The 24,016-nt window shown below is 72.8% G+C and carries 23 protein-coding genes; 4 read left to right on the top strand and 19 right to left on the bottom strand.

All coding sequences use genetic code 11. From position 1 onward, the window contains the following. Positions 1-3: 3 nt before the first annotated feature. The 15 genes from OG992_RS03980 to OG992_RS04050 all read right to left on the bottom strand — a co-directional run bounded on the left by OG992_RS03980 (position 4) and on the right by OG992_RS04050 (position 13,383). Entirely contained in the window at positions 4-465 is a 462-nt protein-coding gene (locus tag OG992_RS03980; RefSeq protein ID WP_238686140.1) for a hypothetical protein, read from the bottom strand. Next, positions 462-1,391 carry a hypothetical protein gene (locus OG992_RS03985; protein WP_238686141.1) on the bottom strand — a complete coding sequence of 310 codons (930 nt, stop codon included), beginning with the start codon at positions 1,389-1,391 and terminating at the stop codon, positions 462-464. The genes OG992_RS03980 and OG992_RS03985 overlap by 4 nt, the downstream gene beginning before the upstream one ends. Beyond that, positions 1,388-1,903 (bottom strand): phage tail protein, encoded by a 516-nt coding sequence (locus OG992_RS03990; RefSeq protein WP_238686142.1) that lies wholly within the window; start codon positions 1,901-1,903, stop codon positions 1,388-1,390. The genes OG992_RS03985 and OG992_RS03990 overlap by 4 nt, the downstream gene beginning before the upstream one ends. Further along, complete coding sequence (locus OG992_RS03995) at positions 1,884-4,556, bottom strand: putative baseplate assembly protein (protein ID WP_266302390.1); 2,673 nt, start codon at positions 4,554-4,556, stop codon at positions 1,884-1,886. Before OG992_RS03995 ends, OG992_RS03990 begins: the two co-directional genes overlap by 20 nt. After that, positions 4,553-4,987 carry a GPW/gp25 family protein gene (locus OG992_RS04000; RefSeq protein ID WP_238686144.1) on the bottom strand — a complete coding sequence of 145 codons (435 nt, stop codon included), beginning with the start codon at positions 4,985-4,987 and terminating at the stop codon, positions 4,553-4,555. The genes OG992_RS03995 and OG992_RS04000 overlap by 4 nt, the downstream gene beginning before the upstream one ends. Beyond that, positions 4,984-5,322: a hypothetical protein gene (locus tag OG992_RS04005; RefSeq protein ID WP_238686145.1), complete on the bottom strand. Its 339-nt coding sequence runs from the start codon at positions 5,320-5,322 to the stop codon at positions 4,984-4,986. The genes OG992_RS04000 and OG992_RS04005 overlap by 4 nt, the downstream gene beginning before the upstream one ends. Continuing rightward, positions 5,322-6,914, bottom strand: a complete 1,593-nt coding sequence (locus tag OG992_RS04010) for a contractile injection system protein, VgrG/Pvc8 family (RefSeq protein ID WP_266302391.1) — start codon at positions 6,912-6,914, stop codon at positions 5,322-5,324. The genes OG992_RS04005 and OG992_RS04010 overlap by 1 nt, the downstream gene beginning before the upstream one ends. Next, on the bottom strand, positions 6,911-7,792 hold the full coding sequence (locus OG992_RS04015; RefSeq protein ID WP_266302392.1) for a hypothetical protein: 882 nt from the start codon (positions 7,790-7,792) through the stop codon (positions 6,911-6,913). Before OG992_RS04015 ends, OG992_RS04010 begins: the two co-directional genes overlap by 4 nt. Next, positions 7,792-9,138, bottom strand: coding sequence for a hypothetical protein (locus OG992_RS04020; protein WP_266302393.1), 1,347 nt, complete (start codon positions 9,136-9,138; stop codon positions 7,792-7,794). Before OG992_RS04020 ends, OG992_RS04015 begins: the two co-directional genes overlap by 1 nt. Then, entirely contained in the window at positions 9,113-9,595 is a 483-nt protein-coding gene (locus tag OG992_RS04025) for a phage tail protein (RefSeq protein WP_030327509.1), read from the bottom strand. The genes OG992_RS04020 and OG992_RS04025 overlap by 26 nt, the downstream gene beginning before the upstream one ends. 1 nt (position 9,596) lies before the next feature. Then, positions 9,597-10,859 carry a phage tail sheath subtilisin-like domain-containing protein gene (locus tag OG992_RS04030; RefSeq protein WP_238686149.1) on the bottom strand — a complete coding sequence of 421 codons (1,263 nt, stop codon included), beginning with the start codon at positions 10,857-10,859 and terminating at the stop codon, positions 9,597-9,599. Positions 10,860-10,882: 23 nt separating this feature from the next. Then, positions 10,883-11,581: a carboxypeptidase regulatory-like domain-containing protein gene (locus OG992_RS04035; protein WP_238686150.1), complete on the bottom strand. Its 699-nt coding sequence runs from the start codon at positions 11,579-11,581 to the stop codon at positions 10,883-10,885. Further along, positions 11,578-12,186: a glycine zipper family protein gene (locus OG992_RS04040; protein ID WP_266302394.1), complete on the bottom strand. Its 609-nt coding sequence runs from the start codon at positions 12,184-12,186 to the stop codon at positions 11,578-11,580. Before OG992_RS04040 ends, OG992_RS04035 begins: the two co-directional genes overlap by 4 nt. Before the next feature lie 11 nt (positions 12,187-12,197). Beyond that, on the bottom strand, positions 12,198-12,533 hold the full coding sequence (locus OG992_RS04045; protein WP_210787143.1) for a hypothetical protein: 336 nt from the start codon (positions 12,531-12,533) through the stop codon (positions 12,198-12,200). Between the two features lie 145 nt (positions 12,534-12,678). After that, the gene (locus OG992_RS04050) at positions 12,679-13,383 is read right to left on the bottom strand and encodes a DUF3153 domain-containing protein (RefSeq protein WP_266302395.1); all 705 of its coding nucleotides are present in this window, start codon (positions 13,381-13,383) and stop codon (positions 12,679-12,681) included. A 248-nt stretch (positions 13,384-13,631) separates the two neighbouring features. Here OG992_RS04050 and OG992_RS04055 point away from each other — a divergent pair, with 248 nt between their 5' ends. Next, the gene (locus tag OG992_RS04055) at positions 13,632-14,096 is read left to right on the top strand and encodes an NUDIX domain-containing protein (RefSeq protein WP_266302396.1); all 465 of its coding nucleotides are present in this window, start codon (positions 13,632-13,634) and stop codon (positions 14,094-14,096) included. Here OG992_RS04055 and OG992_RS04060 read toward each other — a convergent pair. Beyond that, positions 14,066-15,229 carry an FAD-dependent oxidoreductase gene (locus OG992_RS04060; protein WP_266302397.1) on the bottom strand — a complete coding sequence of 388 codons (1,164 nt, stop codon included), beginning with the start codon at positions 15,227-15,229 and terminating at the stop codon, positions 14,066-14,068. The genes OG992_RS04055 and OG992_RS04060 overlap by 31 nt on opposite strands. Positions 15,230-15,296: 67 nt before the next feature. Here OG992_RS04060 and OG992_RS04065 point away from each other — a divergent pair, with 67 nt between their 5' ends. Then, positions 15,297-15,926 carry a TetR/AcrR family transcriptional regulator gene (locus OG992_RS04065; RefSeq protein ID WP_238686155.1) on the top strand — a complete coding sequence of 210 codons (630 nt, stop codon included), beginning with the start codon at positions 15,297-15,299 and terminating at the stop codon, positions 15,924-15,926. Between the two features lie 496 nt (positions 15,927-16,422). Next, positions 16,423-17,547, top strand: a complete 1,125-nt coding sequence (locus OG992_RS04070; RefSeq protein WP_266302398.1) for an aromatic acid exporter family protein — start codon at positions 16,423-16,425, stop codon at positions 17,545-17,547. A 12-nt stretch (positions 17,548-17,559) separates the two neighbouring features. Here the strand turns inward: OG992_RS04070 and OG992_RS04075 are convergent, their stop codons facing one another. Next, positions 17,560-18,288, bottom strand: coding sequence for an alpha/beta hydrolase (locus OG992_RS04075; RefSeq protein WP_266302399.1), 729 nt, complete (start codon positions 18,286-18,288; stop codon positions 17,560-17,562). A 91-nt stretch (positions 18,289-18,379) separates the two neighbouring features. Further along, on the bottom strand, positions 18,380-19,369 hold the full coding sequence (locus tag OG992_RS04080; protein ID WP_266302400.1) for a LacI family DNA-binding transcriptional regulator: 990 nt from the start codon (positions 19,367-19,369) through the stop codon (positions 18,380-18,382). A 160-nt stretch (positions 19,370-19,529) separates the two neighbouring features. Between OG992_RS04080 and OG992_RS04085 the strand changes: the two genes are divergently transcribed. Next, positions 19,530-20,792, top strand: a complete 1,263-nt coding sequence (locus OG992_RS04085) for an MFS transporter (protein ID WP_266302401.1) — start codon at positions 19,530-19,532, stop codon at positions 20,790-20,792. 74 nt (positions 20,793-20,866) lie between these two features. On the opposite strand, the gene ileS is transcribed toward OG992_RS04085, so the two are convergent. Then, positions 20,867-24,013 (bottom strand): isoleucine--tRNA ligase, encoded by a 3,147-nt coding sequence (ileS, locus tag OG992_RS04090; protein ID WP_266302402.1) that lies wholly within the window; start codon positions 24,011-24,013, stop codon positions 20,867-20,869. Positions 24,014-24,016: the final 3 nt, after the last annotated feature.

Here is a 24,016-nt window from a genome sequence, read left to right on the forward strand (position 1 = left end):
GGGTCAGGACGTGGCCACGACGACAGTGCAGCCGCCCAGGCCGGGGCAGACCAGGCCCACCTCGGTGGCCTGGTCGACGGCGATCTTCGCCACCGCGCCGGTGCCGTCCGCCGCCGGCTCGACCTCGTCGCGGATGGTGAGGTCGGCGTCGCCGGGCGCCCGGGCGACAACTGTGAACCGCGCCGCGCTGCGCAGCATCAGGGTGTGCAGCCCGCCGGGGTCCGCGATGCGCACCACGCAGCTGCCGGAGAACGTCAGCCGGCCTGCGTCGTCGGCGCAGTCGGCGCTGACCGTCGCCGGATCCACGGCGGAACGCTCGCCGCCCAGGGCGCCCAACCGCTCGACCAACCCGTGCCGGGCCTCCGGATCACCCGGCTGGTTGCGACCCGTGCTGACCGCGACCACGAACAGCGCCACCAGCAGGACGGCGAACAGCCCCAGCAGCGCCTTCTGCCGACCACTCATCGCGCCACGGCCTTCGCCACGATCTCGGTGAACCGGATCTCGTCGACGCCCGCGAAGTAGCGGTTGGTGCCCTGCGTCTTACCAACCACCAGAAGCGTGACCTGGTGGGGGCCCTTGGCGAGCTGGACCGTGCCGACGTCCAGGAACTCCGTCTTGCGCACTGTCGGCGTGAAACCGAGGAACGTGCCGCCAACCTGGTTGCCGTCGATGGCGAAGACGGTGTTGGCGTAGTCGAGGGAGGTGGTGCGTACCGCTGCGAAACGCCAGGTGCCGTCGGCCGGGATCTGCACCGTCACGGTGACCTTGTCGCCGATGGCAAGCCCTTGGAAGAACAGCTGCCTGTCGCCGGACCAGGTCACTCCGCAGCAGTTGGGTTGCGCCTCCACCTTCGCCCCGTTCTTCGCCGGGGAGTCCACCACCGCCCCTGGCACCAGGCTCTCCGCCTCGACGGTGACCACCCGCGGCTCGCCGGGGGCCGGCTCGCCGTCGCGGGTCAGCAACACCACCCCCACGGCGACCACCACCAGCACCAACGCCGCCGCGGCGGCGATCCACAACCACGGGGTACGCCGTGGCGGCGCGACCGCCCGCACCTCGTACGTGACCCGGCCGCTGGAGCGGGAACTCTCCTCCGGCGCGGTGTTCGCCGAGTACGCGAACCCGGTCATGTCGTAGCGCCGAGGCGGGGTGCCGGCCGGCACGGCGAGCTTGACCAGGAACGACACCGAGCCCTGGCCGGGTACCACCCGTTGGGGTTCGGTGACGGTGAACCACGCCCGCTGCGAGCCGTCACCGGGCGCCACGTCGAACACCACCGTGTCCGGCGCGTTGCCCGGGTTGGAGACGGTGAACGTCAGCTCGCCGCTGTTGCGCGGGTCGACTGTGAACTGCTCGGCGGCGGCGACGACCGCCCACTCGGTGGTCATGACGACTCCTCTTCCAGGACGATCTCGACAGTGGCCGAGGCGGGTTTCTCCGCCTCGACGATGCGGGTGATCACGGCGAGCTGACCGGCGGCGGCGACCGGCACCCGCACCACGACGTGGAACGGCTGGTCGGCGGGCTCGTCGATGCCGAAGCCCGACATCCCGGTGGCCAGCTCCAGGGCCCGGCACATCCCGTACGGGGTGCCGCGCCATCGGGCCAGCAGGGCGGCGTTGGCCACCAGGTCGCGCAGCCGACCCACCGGCAGCGGCAGCGGGGTGTCCGGTCGGGGCGAGGCCACCACGTGGTCCATCGCCACCCAGCGGGTCAACCGCACGACCAGCCCGTCCGGCGCCCGGTACGGGTCGAACAGCGCGTCCACCTCGGCGAGGATCGCCTCGTCCGGGGCGTGCAGCCCCTCCATCACGTCCAGCAGCGCCCAGAGCACGCTGCCGGGCACGCAGGCCCGCTGATAGGCGGCGGGCAGCAGCCGTTCAATCGCCGAGCGTCGCATCCTGGCGCACCACCTCGATGTCGTGCTCGCCGGAGCAGAGCAGCCAGGTATCGGGGACTGTCACCACGTCGGCGGTGGCCTGGTTGGCGCTGGGCGTCCAGGTGACGGCGTCGGCGCTGCGGTGCACGCCGCGTTCGCCGCTGGCCAGGATCAGCCGCTCCGTCGCGCCGGTGCCGCCGGGCGCGGCGCTCCCGGCCGTCGGGCCGCTCACCGCGATGGCGTCGACCGGCACGAACCGGGTACGGTCCCGCAACGGCAACCCGCAGTTGACTGACACCGCCTGCCACTGCGGCTGGGCGGCCAGGGTGTCCAGCCGCAGCACCCCGCCGCTCTGCGTGGCCGCCACCGCCTGCTGTCCGGCGAACGCGAGGTCCCGGCAGGTGCCGCCGCTCCACCCCGCCTGCATCGACTGCCACTTCACGTCGGACTCGAACAGCCGGGTGCGATGACAGCCCTGGCCGGGTTTCTTCGGATCCGGCTCGCCGGCGCCGCTCCACAGCAGGGTGGCCGGGCCGTCGTACTGCACGGCGAGGACCCGGTTGTCCACGTTGGCCAGACCGACGTGGGTGAAGCTGCCGGGTCGGCCGCCGCTGGTCGACAGGTACACCCCGAAGCTGGCTTGCGCGGCCACCGCCACCCCCGGCGCGCCCCGCTCGGAGACGAACGTGCGGACCGCGTAGAAGCCCCGGTCGGCGTCGGACGGGTCGACCAGGATCTGCAACGGCACCGCCCCGGGCAGCAGCGACACCTCGTACAGGCCGGTGTCGGTGGCGGCCAGCAGCGCGCCCGCGCCGTCGCGGTCCAGCCAGGCCACGTCGGAGATCCGCGAGTCCAGGTCGGTGAGCAGCGACCACGTCTCGCCCAGGTCGGTGCTCAGGTGCACCCGCGAGCCGCCCGAGGCGCGCAGCGTCACCACTGCCACCGAGCCGGGACGCGCGACGATGCCCGGCCGTACCGGCGCGGGCGCGGGCGCCACCCGCAGCACCGTCTCGTCGTCGAAGCGACCGGCAGGTTCCCAACCCGCGCCGCCGTTGCTGGAGCGGAACAGCACCGGGCCGCGCCCGGCGTACCAGGTGCGCGGCTGGTACTGGTCCACGGCGAGGGCGCGGACGCCGGCGTCGGGGGCCTCGTCGACCACGAACCGCACCGACTCGACGTAGCGCACCCCCGGCTCGGCGTGCTCCAGCAGCCGGTACACGTTGGACGCCCGCAGCGGCTCGCCGAACGGCCAGCCGGTCGGGTTGAGCGCGGTGGGCAGCGGACTCAACGTCTGGTGCAGCCGGTCGTGGATGCGGCGACGGACCGCGTCCACGTCCTCCTCGCGGCGGACCACCACCCGGGCCCGCACGGACACCGCCTTGAACCGCGCCCAGGTGGCCCGGGAGCGGATGCCGAGCATCCGGCGTTCCTCCAGGTCCGCCTCGACCCGGTGCCGTGCCTCGGGCACCTCGTGCTCGCGCAGCACCGCAACCGGTAGCCGACCGCCCGGTCGGGCCGCCTCGGGCACGTACGGCACCAGCACCACCTCGACCTCCCCCGGCCGGGCGAAGCTGTACACCGCCGCGCGGGTGAACGCCCGCGCCCGCGCCACCGCGCCGGAGCTGGTCGCGAGGACCTCGAAGTCGCGGGCGGTGACCGCCCGCTGCTGGGCGAAGAACTCGTACGGGCCGCGCAGCAGCACCGACTCGAGCGCCTCCATGTCCCGACCGCCGGCCGCCGGGGCGGGGTTGTCCACGCGTACCCCCGGTAGTGGGTCACGCAGGCTGGTTAGCGTGCCCGCCGCCACGTTGCCGGTGGGCCCGCCACCGGCGCGGTACCAGAGCCGGATCTGCCGTCCGGCCGGCGGCACCGCCGCGACGGTCACCGGCGGCACGGTGCTCGTCGGTGCGGTCGCGTCGGCGGTGACCTCGCCGGGCGGGGTCGCCCCGGCGGGGGGTCGCAGGTCGAGGGCCGGGGCGAAGATGACAGTGCCGGAGCAGCGGTCGACCAGGTACGCCTTGGCCTGCGGGCCGAGCCCGGCGAAGCTGTCCACCGGCTGCCAGATCTCGAACGTGCGACCGTCGTGCTCGCGGGCCGCCGCGCCGAGCTCGACGGTGCCGGCCGGCACCTCCACCCCGAGCAGCAGGTCCAGCGCCTCGGCGGTGTGTGTCAGAGGCGCGTGCGCCGCGCGCAGCACCTGCCCCGGCTGGCCGGTGCCCACCCCGAGCAGCTCCGCCTCGACCGGTTCGCAGTGGTGCATCCGTACCGTCACCGACGTCTCGTCGGCGGGCAGCGACGTCGGCTCGGTGGTGACGAAAACGACCGGCCGGGGGTCCGCGCCCCGGGCCGCGGCGACCCGCAGCCCGGCCGGGATCCGGACCGCGCCGCGGTCGGTGCCGGTACGGGTGAACCGGACGTCCGCCCAGGCCGCCGTCGGCGCGTGCCGGGTGACCCCGAGCAGGTTCAGGAACGAGACGTACGCCTTCTCCGGCAACTGGTTCAACCGGTAGATCATCACCTCGGTGAGGTGCGCGAACGTCTCCACCAGCGCCATGCCGGGGTCGTGCGCCGACAGGTCGGTCCACGCTGGGCAGGACTGCCGGATCCGTTCCCGGGCCTCGGTGACCAGGTCGAGGAAGCCGCGATCGTCCAGGTGCGGCACGGGCAGCGTCATGACGCTCCTCCCTGGGCGGGCTCGTCGACCGGGAGTAGATCCACTGAGAAGACCAGTTGCCCGGGTGTCAGGCTGGCCCGCACCCGGTAGTCCAACCGGATCACCAACCGCCACGCGTCGTCCGGGTCCGGCCCGGCGTCCACGTCGATCACCTCGACGCGGGGCTCCCAGCGGGCGATGGCCTGCCGGACGTAGTGGATGGCCAGACCAGCAGTGGTGTCGTCGTTGGGCGCGAAGATCAACCGGTGCAGCCGGGAGCCGTACCCGGGTCGCATCAGCCGCTCGCCCGGCGTGGTCGACAGGAGCAGGAACAGCGCCTGCCGGACGCTCTCGTCGCCCTCGGTCATCGCCAGGCCGCCGGCCGCGGTGAGCGCCAACCCGCCGGCGCGACCGGCGTCGAAGCCGGCGCCGACGAAGCGGAAGGCCCTCATCGGTCCGCCCCCAGGAACTGCTGGCGGGGGTCGCGCACCGTGTGCTTGACCAACCCTGGCGGTGTGCCGTTGGTGAACCCCTCCAGGTGCGACAGCACCACCCGGTGCCCGTCGACGCGGACCCAGTCGCTGTAGCCGACCCGGACGGTCAGCGTCGTCGTGCACGGCTTGATGGTCGGGCCGTAGTTCGGGCAGGCGACTATCTTGCGTCCCTCCGGGTCGTCGTCGACGAGCACGGGCACACCGGTGACGGTCACCCAGTGCCGCGAGGGTCGGTTCTCGACCCGGCCGTCGTGATCGCAGGTGATCACGGAGTCACTGTGGATCCAGCGCATCAGCCGCCTCCTTCATGGTGGGCGCGGGCGAGCGAACGGGCCTGCTCCGCCGCGGTGGTCGGGTCCTCGGTCGATTCGGCGTGCAGGAAGTCCACGCTGCGGGCGCGCACCACCATGGCCCGGCCGGGTGCGGAGATCACCAGGTCGGACGCCGCGTGCAGGGTGGCCAGGTCGGGGGTCAGCTCCAGGAAGCTGCCTCCCTGGGTGCCCAGCCGCAGGCTGCGCCGCACGTCGTCGACGACGATCGACTGCCCGCCGGCGGTGCGCATCGTCCAGCGGCGGGCCTTTCCGTCGTCGATGCCCGCGTCGTACGGCTCGACGGCGCCGAACAGCGAACCGAGCACGATGCCCGAGGCCGGCTCGCCGCCCGGCAGCACCACCAGCACGGTGTCGCCCGGATCGGGCAGCGCCACCAGACCCTTGCCCGGCCCGGCGCCGGGGCAGAGCACGGCGAGCCAGCCGGCGTCGAGGTCCCCGTACGCCGGCAGGGTCAACCGGACCCGTCCCAGCCGGTCCGGGTCGGCGACGTCGGTGACGCTGCCGAGGGTGACCACCGCGCCGCCGGTCGGGGTTGTCGGGGTGGCCGGCGGCACCGTGGAGAAACGGGTCAGGTGCCCGTTGCCGTCCACCGTGTGCACCACCTCGGTCAGCACGTACGTCCCGGCGACCGGGTCGGGCACCCCGCCGAGGTCGACGCGACGGCCCGGCCGTAACGCCGGATCGCCCTCGGCCACCCCCTCGGCCGTGGCCAGCGCCGCCGCCCGGGTGTCCAGCCGGGCCTGGGCCAGCGCCGCCAACTCGTCGTCGCTGCGGCCGGGCTGGTTCACGGCGGTGCGAACGCCGTCGGCACCCACGTCCGCCGGATCCGGGCGGTCGTCGGCGGGCCGCCCGCAGCGGGCCGCGTCGACCTGCTGGCTGATCACCTCGGCCCGCTGCGGATGCCAGCCCAGGGCCGCGCTGGCACCGCTGGCCTGGTCGGTGTTCATGGACAGGCGCACCGTGTGCACCCCCGCGCCGAGCGCCAACGCGACCGGCTCCCCGTAGCCGGCGAGGGTGACCAGCCGGACCGTGTCCCCGTCGGCGGCCAGGTGCAGCCCGGCCCGGCCGGTCACCTCGCGCAGCAGCTCCAGATCACTGTGCCGGTGCTGAAGCAGCCGCTCCAACCGAGGGCCGTCGACCTCGGCGTCGACCGTCAGCCCCACCGCGCCGCACAGCTCCCGGGCCAGCTCGACGGCGGTCACCGAGGTGAAGACCCGCAACCCCTGCCGCTTACGCAGCCGGTGCAGCGCGTCGTACGCCCGCAGCCGCAGCACCGCCGCCCCGTCGGCGGCGTACTCCACCTCGACGCAGGTGACCTCACCGGTGAACAGGGCGTCCGCGTGGTCGGCGAGCCGTACGTCGAGCGCCGTGCCGGGGCGTACCGCCGGGTCGAACGCGCCGGTCCCGGCGGTGGTGGCGAGCACCAGCTCGGCCTGGGTGGGCTGGTCGAGCCGGGCCGCGACCCGCACTGAGCGGACCCGCTGACGAGCCGCGCCGACCAGCTCGGCGCCGTCCAGCAGGACGATCAACGCCCGGGGCGCGACGCTGGTCATGGCGTACCCCCCGGGCTGGTGCTGGTGGCAGTGGGGCCCGACGGGCCCCAGGCGGCGGGCGCGGTGGCGATCGAGGCCCCGACGAACGACGCGCCGGCACCCGCCGCGCCGGCCAGCGCCCGCGCGGCGCCGGTCACCGCACCCACCACCGATCCACCGCTCGGCGCGCCGGGTGGTGGGACGGCGAGGGTGGTGCCGGCCGGCACGGCCAACGGATCGGTGATCCGGTTGTGGTCGGCCAGCAGCCGCCAGCGCAGCGGCGAGCCCAGCGCGTCGTTGGCCAGCAGGTCGAAACGCACACCGGAGCGACCCGGCTCGGCCGCGCCGTCACCGGCGGCGATCACCGCGCTGCCCGGCGTGGCGGTCGGGGTGCTCGCGGCGGCCAACTCCTCGGCGAAGCCGGCCTCGGCCTGATCGGCCGTCTCGGCGGCGCGGACCAGCTTCAGCCGCAGCCAGGACCGGCGTGGCGACCCGGTGCCGGTGAACGCGTCGAACCGTTCCGCCACCGCGATGATCACACCCGGCACGTTCCAGGTCTTGCCCCAGACCAACCGGACCAACGGCGGTCGCAGCCAACCATGCTCGGCCGTGGAGTTCTCCGCCAGCATCCACAGCGGACGGGTGAGCACCCGGACGTCGGCCGGACGCAGTTGCGCCTCCACGAAGTCGACGTCGAAGAGCAGGTCCAGCACCAGCTCGGTACGGCCACCGCCGGTGAAGACCAGCGGGTCGTCGGCCAGACCGGCCCCGGTGAGCTGCCCGCCGCCGGCACCCCGTTGGCGTACGCCGGCGAGCCGGGTCACCTGCACGGTCTCCGGGTTGAGCAGGCAGTCCACCCGAACGCCTGAGGAGTCGATGAGGAAGGCGACGCGTTCCATCAGTCAGCCGCCTGTTCCCGGTCCAGTCGGGTCAGCTGGGCGGTGTCCACCGCCGTGCCGGCGACAGACCACAGCGCGGTGTCGTCGGGCAGAGCCGGCCACGGGTCGACGCTCCGCGCCACCGCGCTGGGCGGCGGCCCGTCAATGCCGGGCGCTCGTCCGCCGCTGGCCGTTCCCGTACCGGCGTCGCGCGGCGGGGCCGGTGGCCGGGGTCGCGCCGGTTCGCCGGGCAGGGCCAGCCAGGGTCCACCGTCAGCGAGGCGATCCAGGTCGCCGTGTGCAGAGGTCGACGGGTTCCCGGCGCTCGTCGCCGTGTAGCCGGTCCAGGCCGGGTCGATCCCGTCCCGGTTCGACCTGCTCACGGGGCGGTGCGCGACCACCGCGTCCACTCCCGGCGACCGGGCCGCGCTGGGTGCATCGCCACGCAGGTGACCGCTCGGGTCCTCCCTGGGCGAGGGCTGACCGTCCCCGTCGCCCCGGAACCCGTCGCGACCACCGGAGAGCCGGTCGGCGGTGGGTCGTACGGGAGACGAGTCGGCGGAACGCCAGTGGTCGACCTCGCCGGACCACAGAGCTTCCAGGGGCGGGTGTGAGGTGGTTCGGGTGACTTCGGCCTCCGCCCGGTGCGGGCGGACGCTCGGCGAACTGTGCTGCCCGAAGACCATGGAGGGGATCGGCTGTCGGGGTCCATCCGACCGGGGCAGCTCGCTCGCGTCGGCGGCCGTGGGGTCGAGGGCTGTGGTGTCGGGGTTCGTGGTGTCCGGGTTCGTGGTGTCGAGCCGGGTCGTCCGCCGTTCCGGAGGCACCTCCGCGCTCGGTCTCACCGACCAGGTGGATCCGGCTGGCGGGCGCGACGCGTGCGGCCAGGTGGATCCGGCCGGCGGGGTTGTCAGGTCCGAGCCGGACGAAGGCGTCCCGCTCGCACCGGAACCACCCGCGTCCCCCTCGTTGCCGAGCCTGCCGGATCTGCTGGACCTGCCGGACCCGTCGGACCTGCTGGACCTGCCGGACCTGCCGGGCCTGGCGTTCGCGGCCGGGTCCGCACCGTCGGCGTCGACCCGACCGGTGGATCCGCCCTGCCCGTCGCTGTGGGCCCCGACCTCGGCGATGCCGGTCGGGGACGGGTCGAGCTCCAGGTCATGCAGCAGGCCGGGCGCGTGGGCGGCGACCAGGTCCAGCCAGTGCCGCGGAGGCTCCCCGAAGCGGCGTGGGGCCACCACGGGCGTCTGCGTCGACGGTGGAAGCTGCCCTGCGGGCTCGACCCGCCCGGCGAGGCGCTGCACCGCCCCGGCCGCCGAGCGCAACCGGCCGGCCAGCCAGCTACGCGGGCGTCGGCGCGGTGGCACCGCCGGTCTCCAGCTCCAGGCCCTCGTAGCGCAGGGTCAGCGAGGCGATGGCGATCTCGTGGCTGAGGGTGTTGAGGTGTGCCCCGCGCCACCGGGTGGGCCAGGCGTCGATCAGGTTCCAGCGCAGCACCTCGGCCGTCCCGACCGAGTCGAGCAGCACCACCGAGACGTTGCGCCGGTTGAGGGTGCCCTGGGCGGTGGCGTTCACCCAGTCCCACAACTCTCGGGAGGCGGTGAGGCCGAAGTGCAGCGTCACCGGCTCGTACTCGGCCTGACCGGGCACCATCCGCATCCGACCCAGGCCGTGCTCCCGGTACGGCTGCCCGGGGATGTTCACCTCCAACCCGGTCATCTCGGTGAAGTGGCCGTTGGTGACGCCGTTGATGAGCAGTCGGAAGTTGTAGGCCCGGTACGGGTCGACCGGGGCCCCGGGTTGCGGGGTGGCGGTGGTGGGCATGTCAGCCTCCGATCGTCTCGGTCTCGGTGCCGCCGGCCCACTGGCTCAGCTTGAACACCACGAATTCGGCGGGCTTGACGACCGCGATGCCGATGTGGGCGATCACCATGCCCGCGTCGCGGACGTCCGGCGGGTTGGTCTCCTCGTCGCACTTGACGAAGAACGCCTCCTCCGGGCTGCGCCCCAGCAGCGCGCCGTCGCGCCACACCCGGGTGAGGAACGCCCCGATGTCGCGTCGGATCGAACGCCAGAGGGTGAAGTCGTTGGGCTCGAACACCATCCACCGGGTGCCGTTGGCGATGGCCTGCTCGATGGCGATGCTGAGGCGTCGGACGTTGAGGTAGCGCCACTCGCTGGCTTCGGCGGCGAGCGTACGGGCGCCCCAGACGCGGATGCCCTCACCGGCGAAGTAGCGGATCACGTTGACGCCCTTGGGATTGAGCACGTCGTGTTCCGGTCGGGTGACCAGGTAGCCCAGGTCGACGGCGCCGCGCACCGGTTCGTTGGCCGGTGCCTTGTGCACTCCGCGCAGGGCGTCGGTGCGGGCCCAGATGCCGGCCAGGTGCCCGCTCGGCGGGGTGAGTTCCAGTTCGCCGCTGATCGGGTCGCGTACCCGTAGCCAGGGGTAGTAGAACGCGCCGAACTCGGACTGTCGCGGCCGGTAGGCGGCCCCCTCGTGGCCGCCGGAGCCGCCCGGCTGGGCCGCGCTGCCGCCGGGACCGCCGGCCGCGCCGCCTCCCGTACCCTCGGCGGGCTTGGGCGGTTTTCCGGAGGACGGGGTGGCCACCCGGGTCAACGCGGAGATGTCGTCGATGTCCGGTGCCGGGTCGCAGATCGCGACCATGGTGCGGGTGCGCTCGGCCATGCTGAGCAGCGCCTCGTGGGACACCACGTCGTGGAAACCGGGCGCGGCGATGATGGAGATCTCGTCGACGGCCTCCAGCAGTTGCAGACCACCGCGCCGCTGCCCGGAGCCGGTGATCGCGCCACCCTCGCCGACGTTGACCACCCAGCAGCGCGCGCCCCCGTTGTCCAGGAAGCCGAAGACCGCGCGAGCCAGCGGGGTGCTCTCCACCCGCTCCCCACCGGCGAAGAGCCGCAGGAACTCCGTCCAGTTGTTGACCGGCACCGCCTTGCCCAGGTGGGCGGAGCGGTCCGGGGCGACGCCGACGAAGGCGGCGATGCTGGTGCTCGCCGGCCCAATCGGTCGGGCGCCGCTGGGGACCTCCTCGACGTAGATGCCGGGGGAGAAGTAACTGGGCATCGGTCCTCCTGTGCCTGTGGGTGTCAGTGGGTCGGTGGCGCGCAGACGATGACGATGTCGTCCTCGGTCGGGTCGACGTCGGCGGTGAGGACGAGCCCGCGTCCGGTCAGCCGCAGCCGGACCGGGCTCGGGTGCTCGGGGTCATGCGGAACGCCGACGATCAGGAACCGGCCCTCGGTGTCGGTGTGGGTGGCGGCCCCGGTGGCGGGCAGCTCGACCCGCATCGCGGCCAGTGGCTGCTCCTGGGGGCCGATCACCCGCCCACCGAGGCTGCGCACGTCGAGTTGCCGCAACCGCAGCGGTTGCAGCACCGGCGGCGCGGCCGGAGTCGGGTGGTCCACCTGTGCCGCCACGTCGATCAGCAGCGCCGGGCGGGGCGCCGTACCGAACGCCGTCCACAGTGGTGGGTCGCCGGCCTCCAGCACGACCGGGTAGTTGCCGTCGCTGGTCGCGGCGGTGAGCACCCGGTCCAGCCGGGGCAACCCGGCCGGACCGGTGACGCAGAGCAGGTGGCGGACAGTGAACCGGTACGGTTCGCGGACCGCGCCGCTGGAGCGGGTCTGCCGGGCAGGGCGCAGGTCCATCGGCCAGAGGGTGAGTCCGTCGGCGTCGTCGCACGCGCGGGGCGGACCGACCGGGACCGGTTGCCCCGCCGCGCTGGTCACCCAGGCGACCAACTCGGCGGTGGCGGTCTCGATCGGTCCGCGCCCGTGGGTGGTCATCGCGGCGGCGTCCCCTGGATCCGGTACGCGATGGCCTCGTTCCACACGTGCGGGTAGACGCCGATCTCGAAGTATCGGGTGAAGCGGTTGATCGGCGCGTTGGTGTGGTCGTGGTAGAGCAGCCACACCGGCGCGATGGTGAACAGGACGTAGTTGGCCAGGACGAGGGGGATGTAGAGCGGCCCAAGCAGGCGACCCTGGAAGATGTGCACGTCCTCGTGCCGCTGGATGCCGGAGCTGGAGCCGGCGCAGACGGTGCCGATGGTGGTGGCGTAACGGGGCGAGACCCCCTCCACCACGCTGACCCGACCGCTGTTCAGTGACGTGGGCCGGTCCAGTGAGTGCCCGAAGATCAGGTGCACGGTCAGGTAGATGGCGCCGACGACAGTGTTGAGCAGACTCCAGGTGTGGTCGACGACGAAGAGGAAGATGCCGCGGGCGTCCGAGCCGTACACCCCGGCGGAGGCCACCGACCAGCCGAAGACCGTGCCGACCACCAGGCCCACGACGGCGCCGATCAGCAGCCCGATCGAGCCACCGGCGAGGAAGCCGAGCAGGGCGGCGAAGCCGACCTGGATGGCTGCGCTGAGAATTCCGAAGACCATGACGACACCCCTCAGACCCAGGAACGGAAGACTCGGGGCTCACGACCGCTCGCGACCTGGGTCGGCGTCGCCTGTCGGTTGCCGGGCGGGAACTGGTTGACGCCGAGCGCGGCGGAGAAGATGACCAGCGCGTTGAAGAACGCGATGATCCACTTCTCGGCGCCGGCGTCGTCGGCGAACGCCGCTGTCAGGTAGGACAGCAGCAGCGCGATGGCGATGGCGATCCACTTGCGGAGTTTGTCGCCGCTCGGGCCGATCAGCCCGCCGATGACGTTGGTGGCCAGCAGGGTGGCGGCGCTCGCGCCGGCGATGGTCCCCAGGGCTGCCCAGGTGAAGAGATCGTTCATGACGATCCCCCTTCTGCGATGGTGCGACCGGGATGTGGTGGTGGTGAGGTCCGATGCCCCCCACGGGGAGCACCGGGGCCGGTCGCCGTCGTTTCCGGGGGCGGCCGGAGCCGGGCGTGGCCGGCTGAGCCGGCCACCAGATGGATCAGCCAGGCCCCGGGGCGCCGGCGGGCGGGCCCGGCGGCGGGGTCGGACCGGGCGCCACCGGCGCCGCGGGGTGACGGCGGCGCACCAGGAGTACGCCCACCGCGGCGAGCAGCAGCAGGAGGAGGACACCGCCGACGACGAGCAGCCAGGGGAATTCGCCGTCGTCCTCCTCGCCGGCGGCAACCGGCGAGGTGGACGGTCGAGGTGGCGCCTCGGCCACCGCCCGCAGTTCGGCTGGCTTCTCCTGGTTGGGATCGACCTTCCAACTGACCGAACGGCCGTTGACGGTGCCATTGCTGTCGATCACCCGTCCGGGAAATGTCACCGAGATCTCGAACGACATGAGCTTGAGGAACGCCTGTTGGTTTTGCGGATTCTGCTCCGCAACCTTTCCGCCATATTTCTTCGGATCCAGCGGCAGCGTGAAGCGGTAGAGATCGCCATCCCTGACCAGTTTCACGCTCTCGGTGTCGAAACCGGCCAGCGGCGCCTTGCGGTAACTGATCTGGGAACCGTAGAAAGTGTCGTCCTGGTAAAGGGTTTCCTCGCCCGCCGGTAGGGCGGGGATGTTCTGCCGCAGCTCGGCGAAGGCGACCGGCAGGTTCTTGTTACGACCGCTCAGCACGGACTTCTGGGCCGTCAGGAGGAGCTGCCCGTCGACCGTGTCGTCGGCGTTGACGGTCAACCCCATGTTGAGCTGCATGCAGCCGCTCAGCGCGGCGAGAAGAACGAGGCACACCGCGACGCGGAGTGCCCTACCGCGGTTGACTCTCCTGTTCATGGGGTCAGTGTGTGTGATCGCTTTCACTATCAGCAGTCAGCGATCGGTCACAACGAAGTCGCCGATTGTACCGGCGCGCTGTCGTCTTTGATTGGCCCCCACGAGGACCCGAATGACTATTCTGGAGCTTTGGGGCAACGATGGTTCCTCGTCGGCCGTAGTCTGGTCCGATGAGAATTGTCGCGTGCGTCCTGCTGGTAGATCCCGACGGGCAGCTGCTGTTGCAACTGCGCGACGGCGACGCGACGCACCACCCGAACGTGTGGGGGCTGCCCGGCGGCCACGGCGAGCCGGGGGAGACGCCGGAGCAGACCGCCGAGCGGGAGTTGTTGGAGGAGACCGGCCTGCGCGCCGACGGTCCACTGCAACCGGTCGCCGTGCAATCGCTGCCCGAGCTGGCCCGCGAGAAGCACTACTTCCTCGGCAGCACCAGGGCCCGGCAGGAGGACGTGGTGCTCGGCGAGGGCGCGGCGATGCTCTTCGTCCCCGGTGCCGAGGTGCTCGACGGTCGTCAGTGGACGCCGGGCACCGTGGAGGTGTTGACCGAGTTCCTCGCCTCGGCGGAGTACGCCGCCCTGGCCACCGGCCGGATCGCTGGGCCAGCTCAGCCCGCCGGTGGTCGCCAGTCCGCGTAACGGGCCATGCTGCGCAGGGCGACCCGGCCCGGGGTGAGCCGCAACGCGATGGTCCGCATCGTGAGGGCAATCGGGTTGTGCAGCTGCTGTCCGAACCGGCCGGCGACGTAGGAGGCGCGGGCAATGGACTGACTGCGTGGTCGACGCTGCTCGTCGTACGCGGCCAGGGCGGCGGGCACTCCCTTGGCGCCGCTGGCGCAGACCGTTCCGAGCACCACCGCGTCCTCGATGGCCTGCCCGGCGCCCTGCCCGAGGTTGGGTGTCATCGGGTGGGCGGCGTCGCCGAGCAGCGCCACCCGGCCCCGGACGTACGAGGGCAGCGGCTCGGCCAGGTAGTTGATGTCGTTGCGCAGCACGACGTCGAGTGGGGTTGCCGCGAGAAGCGCCGGGATGGGGTCGTGCCAGTCGCCGAAGCGCTCCCGCACGGCTGCCAACTCGTCGGGGGCGTGGCCGCCGGGCGGGGCGTTCAGCGCGCCGTACCAGTAGAGCTGACCGTCGCCGATCGGCACCATGCCGAACTCGGCTCCCGGCCCCCAGGTGATGGCGGCCGGGATCGGATCGGGAAAGGCGATTGCCGCCCGCCACGTCGTCGATCCGGCGTACACCGGGCCGGGGTGGTGCGGCCAGAGCTGGGCGCGCACCCGGCTACGCAGGCCGTCGGCACCGACCACCAGATCGGCGGTGAGAGTGTGGGGGCCGTCCGGCCCCTGGTAGCGCACCTCGGCGTGGTCCGGGCCGGGTTCGACGTGCTCCACCACGGCGTTTGTGTGCAGGGACGACGCCGGCAGGGCCTCGCGCAGGATGCGGTGCAGCGTGGCCCGGTGCACGCCGAGCGCCGTGGTGCCCAGCTGCCGGATCATCTCCGAGGCGTCCACCCGGGACAACCATCGCCCGTGCCGGTCGCGGATCCCACCGGGTGCCTCACCGTGTCCACCCCGGCGCAGGGCCGGGCCGAGGCCGAGGGCGTCCAGCGCGCGTACGGCGTTGGCCATCAGGCTCAGGCCGGCGCCGACCTCGCGCATTTCGGGGGCGCGCTCCAGCACGGTGACCCGCCACCCCTGCCGGTGCAGGGCGAGCGCCGCGCTCAACCCGCCGATGCCGGCGCCCACCACCACCGCGTGTGAGTCGTCCATGTCGATCCTCCTTCTACACCTGTAGAAGAGTGATACTACCTCCGGACCACCAGAAGGGAGGAGTGCCATGACGGCGCGGGAGAACCGGATCGCGACACTGACCGACGCGGCCATCGAACTGATCGCCGACGGTGGCATGCGAGCCCTGACCCACCGGGCGGTCGACGGCCGCGCCGGAATGCCGCCGGGCACCACCTCGGCGTACCTGCGGACCCGACAGGCGCTGATCGAGGCAGTCGTCGGACGGCTCGCCGAGCGGGACCGGGCCGACCTGGCCGCGTACGACCTGCCGACCGGCCCGCCACCCCCGACGCCTGCCCCCCGGCTCGACAGCGGCGACCTCGACGCCCTCGCGGGCGGTGTCGCCGAGGTGCTCGACCGCTGGCTGAGCACCGGACGCAGCCGAAGCCTCGCCCGCTACGCCTGCCTGCTGGAGGCGGTGCACCGGCCCGAGCTGCGCGGCATCCTGCAACACGGCACCGGCCTGCGGGTGCAGGCCCGGGACCTGCTGACCCGGGCCGGGGCCACCGACCCCGACCGGCAGGGCGACCAGTTCGTGGCGTTCGTGGACGGGCTGCTCTTCGACCGGCTGGCCGGCGCGGGCGCGCTCAGCGCCCCACCGCCCGGCACCGCGGCCAGCCGGGCCGACCTGAGCGCCGCCGTCCGTACGCTGCTACGCGCCCTCACCGGAAGCTGACCCGGCCGGCGCCGGTCGGCGAGCGGGCCGTCAGGCCTGACGGTGTGGGCCTGACGGTGTGTGGGCCCGGCTGCGTGCGGACCCGACGGTGTGCGGGCCTGGCTGGGTGTGGGCCCGTCTGCGCGCTGGCACCCGGCCGGGTCGCGAGCAGCCCGGTGATCAGGTCCGCCGCGTGATGGGAGACGATCGCCCCGAGATGCCGTGGGCCGCCGGCATGGTGTCGTGGGCCGGCCCTTTGGAGCTGAACCGCTTACGACATCGCGCCTGATTCGTCTACGGCATCAGCTCCAAAGGGCGAGCGGACAGGGTGCTGCGGTGAGCTGGCGGTGTGCCGGCGTGAGCTGGTGGCGGGTGTGGTGAGCTGGGGCCGGGGCCGGGGCCGGGGCCGGGGCCGGGGCCGGGGCCGGGGCCGGGGTCGGGGTCGGGGTCGGGGTCGGGGTCGGGGCCGTGGCGGCGGGCCGGGCGGCGTGGGTGGGTGGGTGGGGGAGGTTGGGCGATGGTGCGGTTCAGCGGCCTGCGGACGGCCGGCGGGCGGTTGCGGCACGGCTGGCGGCCGGTGCTGGAAGCGACCGTCGCGGCGACCGTGGCCTGGCTGCTGGCGACCCGGTTGCTCGGGCACCCGCAGCCCTTCTTCGCGCCAGCCGCCGCGCTGATCGTCCTCGGGCAGGCCCGGGGGCAGCGCATCCGCCGGGCCGTCGAGGTCGTCCTCGGGGTCGCCGCCGGGGTGCTCGTCGCGGACCTGGTGGTGCAGGCGCTCGGCCCGGGCAGCACCTGGACGGTGTTCACCGTCATCCTGCTCACAGTCCTCCTCGCGGTGGCCTTCGGCGCCACCGGCGTGACGCTGGTGCAGGCGGCGGTCTCCGCGCTCTACCTGGTGGTGGTCGCACCGCCGGACGGCTCGTTGGTGCCGTTCCGCTTCGTCGACGCGCTGGTCGGCGGCGCGGTCGCCCTCGCGGCCAGCCTGCTGGTCGACGCCCGGCATCCCCTCGCGCCGCTGGTCGCCGAGGTGCGGCGGACCTTCGACGAGTTGGCCGGGCTGCTCGGCGGGATCGCCGACGCGTTGGACGACCGCGACGAGCCGGCGGCGGTCGCCGCGCTGCGGCAGGCGCGGGGGATGGACGCCCGGGTGGACGGACTGCGCGACGGTGTGCTGGCCGCCGGTGAGGCGCTGCGGCTCAACGTCCGTCGACGTCGGCACATCGGTCGGCTGCGTTCGGTGGACGAGTCGATCCGCCAGATCGACTACGCGGTCCGTAACGTCCGGGTGCTGGCCCGTGCGGGCGTGACCCTCAGCCGGCTGCACACTGCGGCCCCGCCTGAGCTGGGCGCCGCCCTGCGGTCACTGGCCGAGGCGGTCCGTCAGGCCGGTGCCGCCCTCGCCGCCGACCTGAACGGGCAGGAGGAGACCGCCGACCGACACGCCACCCGGGCCGACGAGTCGGCGTTGGCAGCGGTACACGCCGCCGGGCAGCTCTTCGGTCCCACGCAGACCCTGCCCCTAGTGATGATCATCGGTCAGGTCCGGGCCACGGCCATCGACCTACTGCGCGGCGTCAACCCGGAGGACGACGCCGCCGTCCTCGCCCGCGTCGACGACGCCCTGGGCCTTCCGCCGGTCTGACGTCCACACCGCTCAACTGTGGTTCCCTGCCCGTGGGGGATGGGCGGTGAGCCAGACGATGGCGGAATCGCGGATCGGTGCGGGGATCTCGTGGCCGCCGGGGAACTCCTGGTAGGTCACGTCATAGCCGAGGTCGTGAAGGTGGGGAACGAGGCGACGGCTACACACGTCGATGGGCAACACCCGGTCGTCGACGCCGTGCGAGATGAAGATCCGTGGCCGACCGTGGGTGACCGGTGGCGCGGCGAAACCGGGGGAGAAGGCCAGCACCGCGTCGACCAGATCCCCGTTCCCCAGGCCCAGCGACAGCGCGTACGAGGCGCCGTCGGAGAAGCCGCCGACCGTCACGTCGGCCACTGGGTAGGTGTCGAAGACGGTCGCCAACAGCCCGTCGATGCGCCCCACGTCCGCCCCGAAGCCGCCGGCGATCAGGTCCCAACTGGCCGCTGACGAGTCCGGGGCGACCAGCAGCAGGTGCTGCGCGTCCGCGACCGGCAAGAGCAGGTCCAGCCCCTGTCGCGCCGAGCCGCCCGCACCGTGCAGGAGCAGCACCAACCGGTAGGCCGAACCGTCGCTGGCGGGCTCTGGGGCGTACCCCAGGGCCAGCCGGCCGCCATCGGGGCCGGCCATCGGCACCAGCCCGGTGCGGCCCGGCGCCACCGGCGGGTGGCGGCGGGCGGTCAACCGGCCGTCCCGGGGGCTCGGCGCCGGGTCCCAGTGCGACGGCGCGGAGTCGGACACGGTTCGGCGCTCCTCGCGGTGGACGAAAGGTCCAACGCGGTTACCCGGCCCGTGCGGGGTTAACCGTCGGCGTGCTCGATCGAGCGTCGACTCAGGCGCTGGCCCGCGCCACCAGGGCGGACGGGAAGAGGGTCACCGGAGCCGCCGGGCGCCCATCCAGCAGGGCGGTGGCCGCGGCGACGGCGATCCGCCCCACCGGATGACTCGCCGTGGTCAGCGCCGGGGCGGTCATCCCGGCCAACGGAATGTCGTCGAAGCCGGCCACCGCGACGTCGCCGGGCACCCGCGCACCGGCGTCCCGCAGGCCCGCGATCACGCCGAGCGCGGTGTCGTCGCTGATCGCGTAGATCGCGTCGATGTCCGGCCAGCGGTTGAGCGCCTCGCCGGCCGCGGTACGGCCGCGGGCCGCCCGGAAGTCCCCGGGCAGTATCCGCTCCGGTAGGCCAGCCTCGGCCATGAGCCGGCGGTACGTCCGCACCGGGCGTTGCGCGCAGGGCAGCCAGCGGGGGCCGGTCACCATGGCGATCCGGCGCCGACCCGAGGCGTACAGATGGCGCAGCACCTCCTCGGAGCCGGCGGCGTTGTCGACGTCGAATGACGGCACTGTCGCCGAGCCGACGCCGATCGAGACCACCCGACCGCGTAGCGACCGGGGCACCGCCTCCAGCAGTTCCTCGGTCGTGTTGACCAGGATCACCCCGCACACGCTGCGATCCCCGTCGAGTTGGTCGAGGCTGCGGGGGTCGCCGAACGGCAGCCAGTACAGCGCCACCCCGACACCGGCGGGCGTGCACACCCGGGCGGCCGAGCCGACCACCTGGTGCACGTACGGATCGTCCAGCACCGCCGCGCTGGTCCCCTGGACGGCCACGACCAGGCGTACGCCGCCGCCGCGGACCAGCGCCCGGGCAGCCGGATTGGGCACGTAGCCGAGCTGGTCGACGGCTGCCGTGACCTGTCTCCGGGCGGCCGGCGAGGCGAACCCGGTGCCGGCGATCACCCGCGACGCCGTGGACCGGGACACCCCGGCGACCCGGGCCACGTCCTCGAGAGTGGCCGGTCGGTGTGCCGCTGTCGTCATCGTCGCCTCCCGCGGCGGCCCGTCCGGTCGGACCAACGCCTGCTCACATCATGCCCCGGCCGGACCAGCAGCGGTAAGGGGCGGTTCCCGGTTGTGGTGGTAGCGCTCTCAGGTGTGCGATCGTGCCAGGAGATCACCCCGAGAAAGAGGACCCACCCTCGTGAGCGCCCCCACCAGTCGACCCGTAGCCCCGGACAACGCCTCGCCGACCCTGCGGGCGGTGCGGCTCGCCCGCAACGGCGTCGCCGTCACCTTCACCCTCAACGGGCTGGCCGTCGGCAGTTGGTTCTCCCGCGTCCCGGCCGTCCGGGAGGCGTTGGACCTCTCCGCCGGCCGACTCGGGTTGCTGTTGCTGGCGATGAGCGTCGGCGCGCTGCTCGCCATGCCCACCTCCGGCCTGCTCGCCCAGCGGTTCGGTGCCGCCCGCACCGTCACGATGGCCACCGTCCTGGTCGCGGTCGGCCTGACCGTGGCGGGGTTGGGCGCCACGATGACCGGGTCGTTCGCCATCGTCGCCCTGGGACTGGTCGCCCTCGGCTACGGCTCCGGCGCCTGCGACGTGGCGATGAACGTCGAGGGCGCGGCGGTGGAACGGCGGCTGGGCCGCACGATCATGCCCCGGTTCCACGCCGGGTGGAGCCTCGGTTCGGTGGCCGGAGCGGCGCTCGGCGCCGGGGCGGCCCGGTTCGACGTGTCGGTCGGCGCGCATCTCGTCGCGGTGGCGGTGGTCGTGTTGGCCGGCACCGCGCTCGCCGCCCGGAAGTTCCTGCCCGTGGGCAGCGACCACACCGGCGACCCGGCGGACGCCACCCCGGCCGCCCGTCGCCGAGCGCAACTCGCCGCCTGGCGGGAGCCGCGCACCCTGCTGATCGGCCTGTTCGTGCTGGTGGCGGCGTTCACCGAGGGTGCCGCCAACGACTGGCTGGCCGTGGCGTTCATTGATGGACGGGATTTGAGCGAGGCCGCCGGCGCGGCGGTCTTCGCGGTCTTCGTGGTCGGCATGACCGTCGGCCGCACTGTCGGCACCATCGCGTTGGACCGGTGGGGTCGGGTGCCGGTGCTCAGCGGCACCATCGGCCTTGCCGTGGTCGGCGCCGGCCTGGCCGTGCTGGCGGGCTCCGGGCCGGTGGCCGTCATCGGCGTCGCGCTGTGGGGCCTGGGTGCGTCGCTGGGCTTCCCCGTCGGGATGAGCGCGGCGGCCGACGACGAGGCGCACGCGGCGGTGCGGGTGAGCGTGGTCGCGGTGATCGGCTACACCGCGTTCCTCGGTGGCCCGCCGTTGCTGGGGCTGGTCGGCGACGAGGTCGGCACCCTACGCGCGCTGCTGGCGGTGCCGCTGTTGCTGCTGCCGACCCTGCTGCTGGTGCCGGTGCTGCGTCCGCCGCACTCCGCTGAGACCGCTCCGTCGGTGGTTAAGAACTGACCCACCTCGCCGCCGGGCGGTAGCGGGTGCGCGGCCGACTGCGCCGCGCACCCGCGCCGGTTACGGTCGCCCGCTCAGGCCCGCACGACGTGCACGACGATGTCCTGACCGTCGCCCACGGTGCCGGGGAACCCCTCCGACAACGTGTCCACGACCGTCAGTTGGAGCGCGAGGGTCTCGTGCGCGATGAGCTTCTGATGCGTGGAGAGCGCCGCCGCGACGTCCGCGGGGGCGGCGATCGACACCGTGATCCGGTCGGAGACCTCGAAGTCGGCGTCGCGGCGGGCCTGCTGGATGATGCGGACGACGTCCCGTGCGACGCCCTCGGCCGCCAGTTCGGGGGTGATCTCGGTGTCCAACGCGATCGTCGCGCCGCGCTGGGACTCCACTACCCAACCGGTGCGCGGCACCTCCGTGATCAGGATGTCGTCCAGGCCCACCTCGACCTGCGCGCCGTCGACCGACAGTGGGTACGTCCCGTTCGCCCGGACGCCGTCGACCAGGTCCCGGGGGGTCACGCCGGCGATTGCCTTCGCGACGTGCTGGGTACGGTTGCCGAACCGGCGGCCCAGGGTCCGGAAGTTCGCCTTGACCTGCACGTCGATGACCCCGCTCTGGGCATCGAGCGGCTGGAGGACCTTGACGTTCAACTCGTCGCCGATGTCGTCCAGCAACGCCTGCGGGAGGACGGTGCCGGCCGGCAGACCCACGAGCGCCCGGCTCAACGGCTGGCGGATCCGCAGGCCGCTCGCCTTACGCGCGGACCGGCCCGCCTCGGCCAATGCCCGCGCCGTGGCCACCTGGGACGACAACTCCGTGCTGATCACTGTCGTGTCGGGTGTGGGCCAGGTCGCCAGGTGCACCGACTCGGGGGCCGACTCGGCACCGCGCCGGACGACCTGCTGCCACACCTCCTCCGTGACGAAGGGAATGAACGGCGCCAGTAGCCGCGTGAGGATGTCGAGGCACTCGTACAGGGTGGTGAGGGCGTTGGGATCGCCCTCCCAGAAACGCTGCCGCGACCGCCGTACGTACCAGTTCGACAGGTCGTCGATGAAGTCGGCGAGCAGTCGGCCGGCGCGCGCCGTGTCGTAGTTCTGCATCCGTTCGTCGACGGCGGCCGCGAGGTCGTGGACCTCGCCGACGATCCACCGGTCCAACACCGGTCGCTGGGCGACCGGCTGCGCCAGGTGCGGCGCCCACGTCGAGTTCGCCGCGTACAGGGAGAAGAACGCCGCGGTGTTCCAGTAGGTCATCAACACCTTGCGGACGATCTCGTCGAGTGGGCCGGGCCCGATCCGGCGCGGCGACCACGGTGAGCCGGAGCAGGCCATGAACCAGCGCACCGCGTCGGCGCCGTGGGTGTCCATCAACGGGATCGGCAGCAGGATGTTGCCCAGGTGTTTGCTCATCTTGCGGCCGTCCTCGGCCAGGATGTGTCCGAGGCAGACGACGTTCTCGTACGGGGACCGGTCGAAGACCAGCGTGCCCACCGCCATCAGCGTGTAGAACCACCCCCGCGTCTGATCGATCGCCTCGCAGATGTACTGGGCCGGGTAGGTGCGCTCGAAGATCTCCCTGCTGCCCGGCACGTGGGGGTAGCCCAACGACGCGAACGGCATCGCCCCGGAGTCGTACCAGGCGTCGATCACTTCGGGGACGCGGGCGGCGACCTGGCCGCAGTCCGGGCAGGCGAAGGTGATCTCGTCGACGTACGGGCGGTGCGGATCCAGCTCGGACAGGTCGGCGCCGGCCAGCTCCCCGAGCTCGGTACGGGAACCAACAGCCGTGATGTGGTTGTCCGGGCATCGCCAGAGCGGCAGCGGGGTACCCCAGTACCGGGAGCGGGACACCGCCCAGTCGATGTTGTTCTTCAGCCAGTCGCCGTAGCGGCCGTGTTTGATGTGCTCCGGGAACCAGTTGGTGTTCTCGTTCTCCCGCGTCAGCTCGTCGCGGACCTCGGTCGTCCGGATGTACCAGGACGGCTGCGCGTAGTACATCAGCGGGGTGTGGCACCGCCAGCAGTGCGGGTAGGGGTGCTCGAACGGCTCGTGCCGGAACAACCGACCAGACCTATTGAGGCGGTCGATGAGCAACGCGTCGGCGTCCTTGAAGAACACCCCACCGACCAGGTCGATGCCGTCGTTGAACCTCCCGTTCGGGGCGACCGGGTTCACCAGCGGCAACCCGTACGCGCGGCAGACCGCGAGGTCGTCCGCGCCGAAGGCCGGCGCCTGGTGCACCAGGCCGGTGCCGTCCTCGGTCGTCACGTACTCCGCGAGGACCACCCGGTGCGCGTCCGGGATGTCCACCAGGTCGAACGGCCGCTCGTACCGCAGACCCTCAAGGGCCGACCCCGGTACGGTCGCCAGGATCTCCGCCTCCTCGCCGAGGACCCGCCGGGTCAGCGGTTCGGCGACGACGAACGTGCCCCGCTCGGTGCGGGCCAGGGCGTACGTCACAGTGGGGTGTACGGCGACGGCGGTGTTGGATACCAGGGTCCACGGGGTGGTGGTCCAGATCAGCAGGTCGACACCGCTGTGACCGGCCACTTCCCCGCGCAACGGAAACCGCACGTACACGGAGGGGTCGGTGACGGTCTCGTACCCCTGCGCCACCTCGTGGTCGGACAGGGTCGTGCCGTCGCGGGTGCAGTACGGAGCGACCCGGAAGTCCTCCACCAGTCGCCCGCCGTCGTGGATCTGCTTCAGTGACCACCAGACGCTGTCCACGTACTCCGGGGACATGGTCTGGTACGGGTGCTCCAGGTCGATCCAGTAACCCATCCGCTCGCTGAGCTGGACGAACTCGTCCACGTGCCGCAGCACCGAGGTGCGGCACAGGGCGTTGAACTCCGCGACGCCCATCTTCTCGATGTCGGGCTTGCCGCTGAGCCCCAGTTCCTTCTCCACCGCGAGCTCAACGGGCAGGCCGTGGCAGTCCCACCCGGCACGGCGTGGCACCGAGAAGCCCCGCATCGTCCGGTACCGGGGGAACAGGTCCTTGAAGACCCTCGCCTCGATGTGGTGGGTGCCCGGCGTGCCGTTGGCGGTCGGCGGACCCTCGTAGAACACCCACGGCGGACCGTCGGCAGTCTGCTCCAGACTCCGGTTGAACACGTTGTTTGCCTGCCACCACTCGATGACCGCACGGTCCATCCCACCAAGATCGATCTTGGTGGGTAGTGGCACGAATGGCGACTTCGACGGACCGTCCGGCACCGA

The organism is Micromonospora sp. NBC_00362 (assembly GCF_026342155.1).
In the GTDB taxonomy this organism is placed as follows: domain Bacteria; phylum Actinomycetota; class Actinomycetes; order Mycobacteriales; family Micromonosporaceae; genus Micromonospora; species Micromonospora hortensis.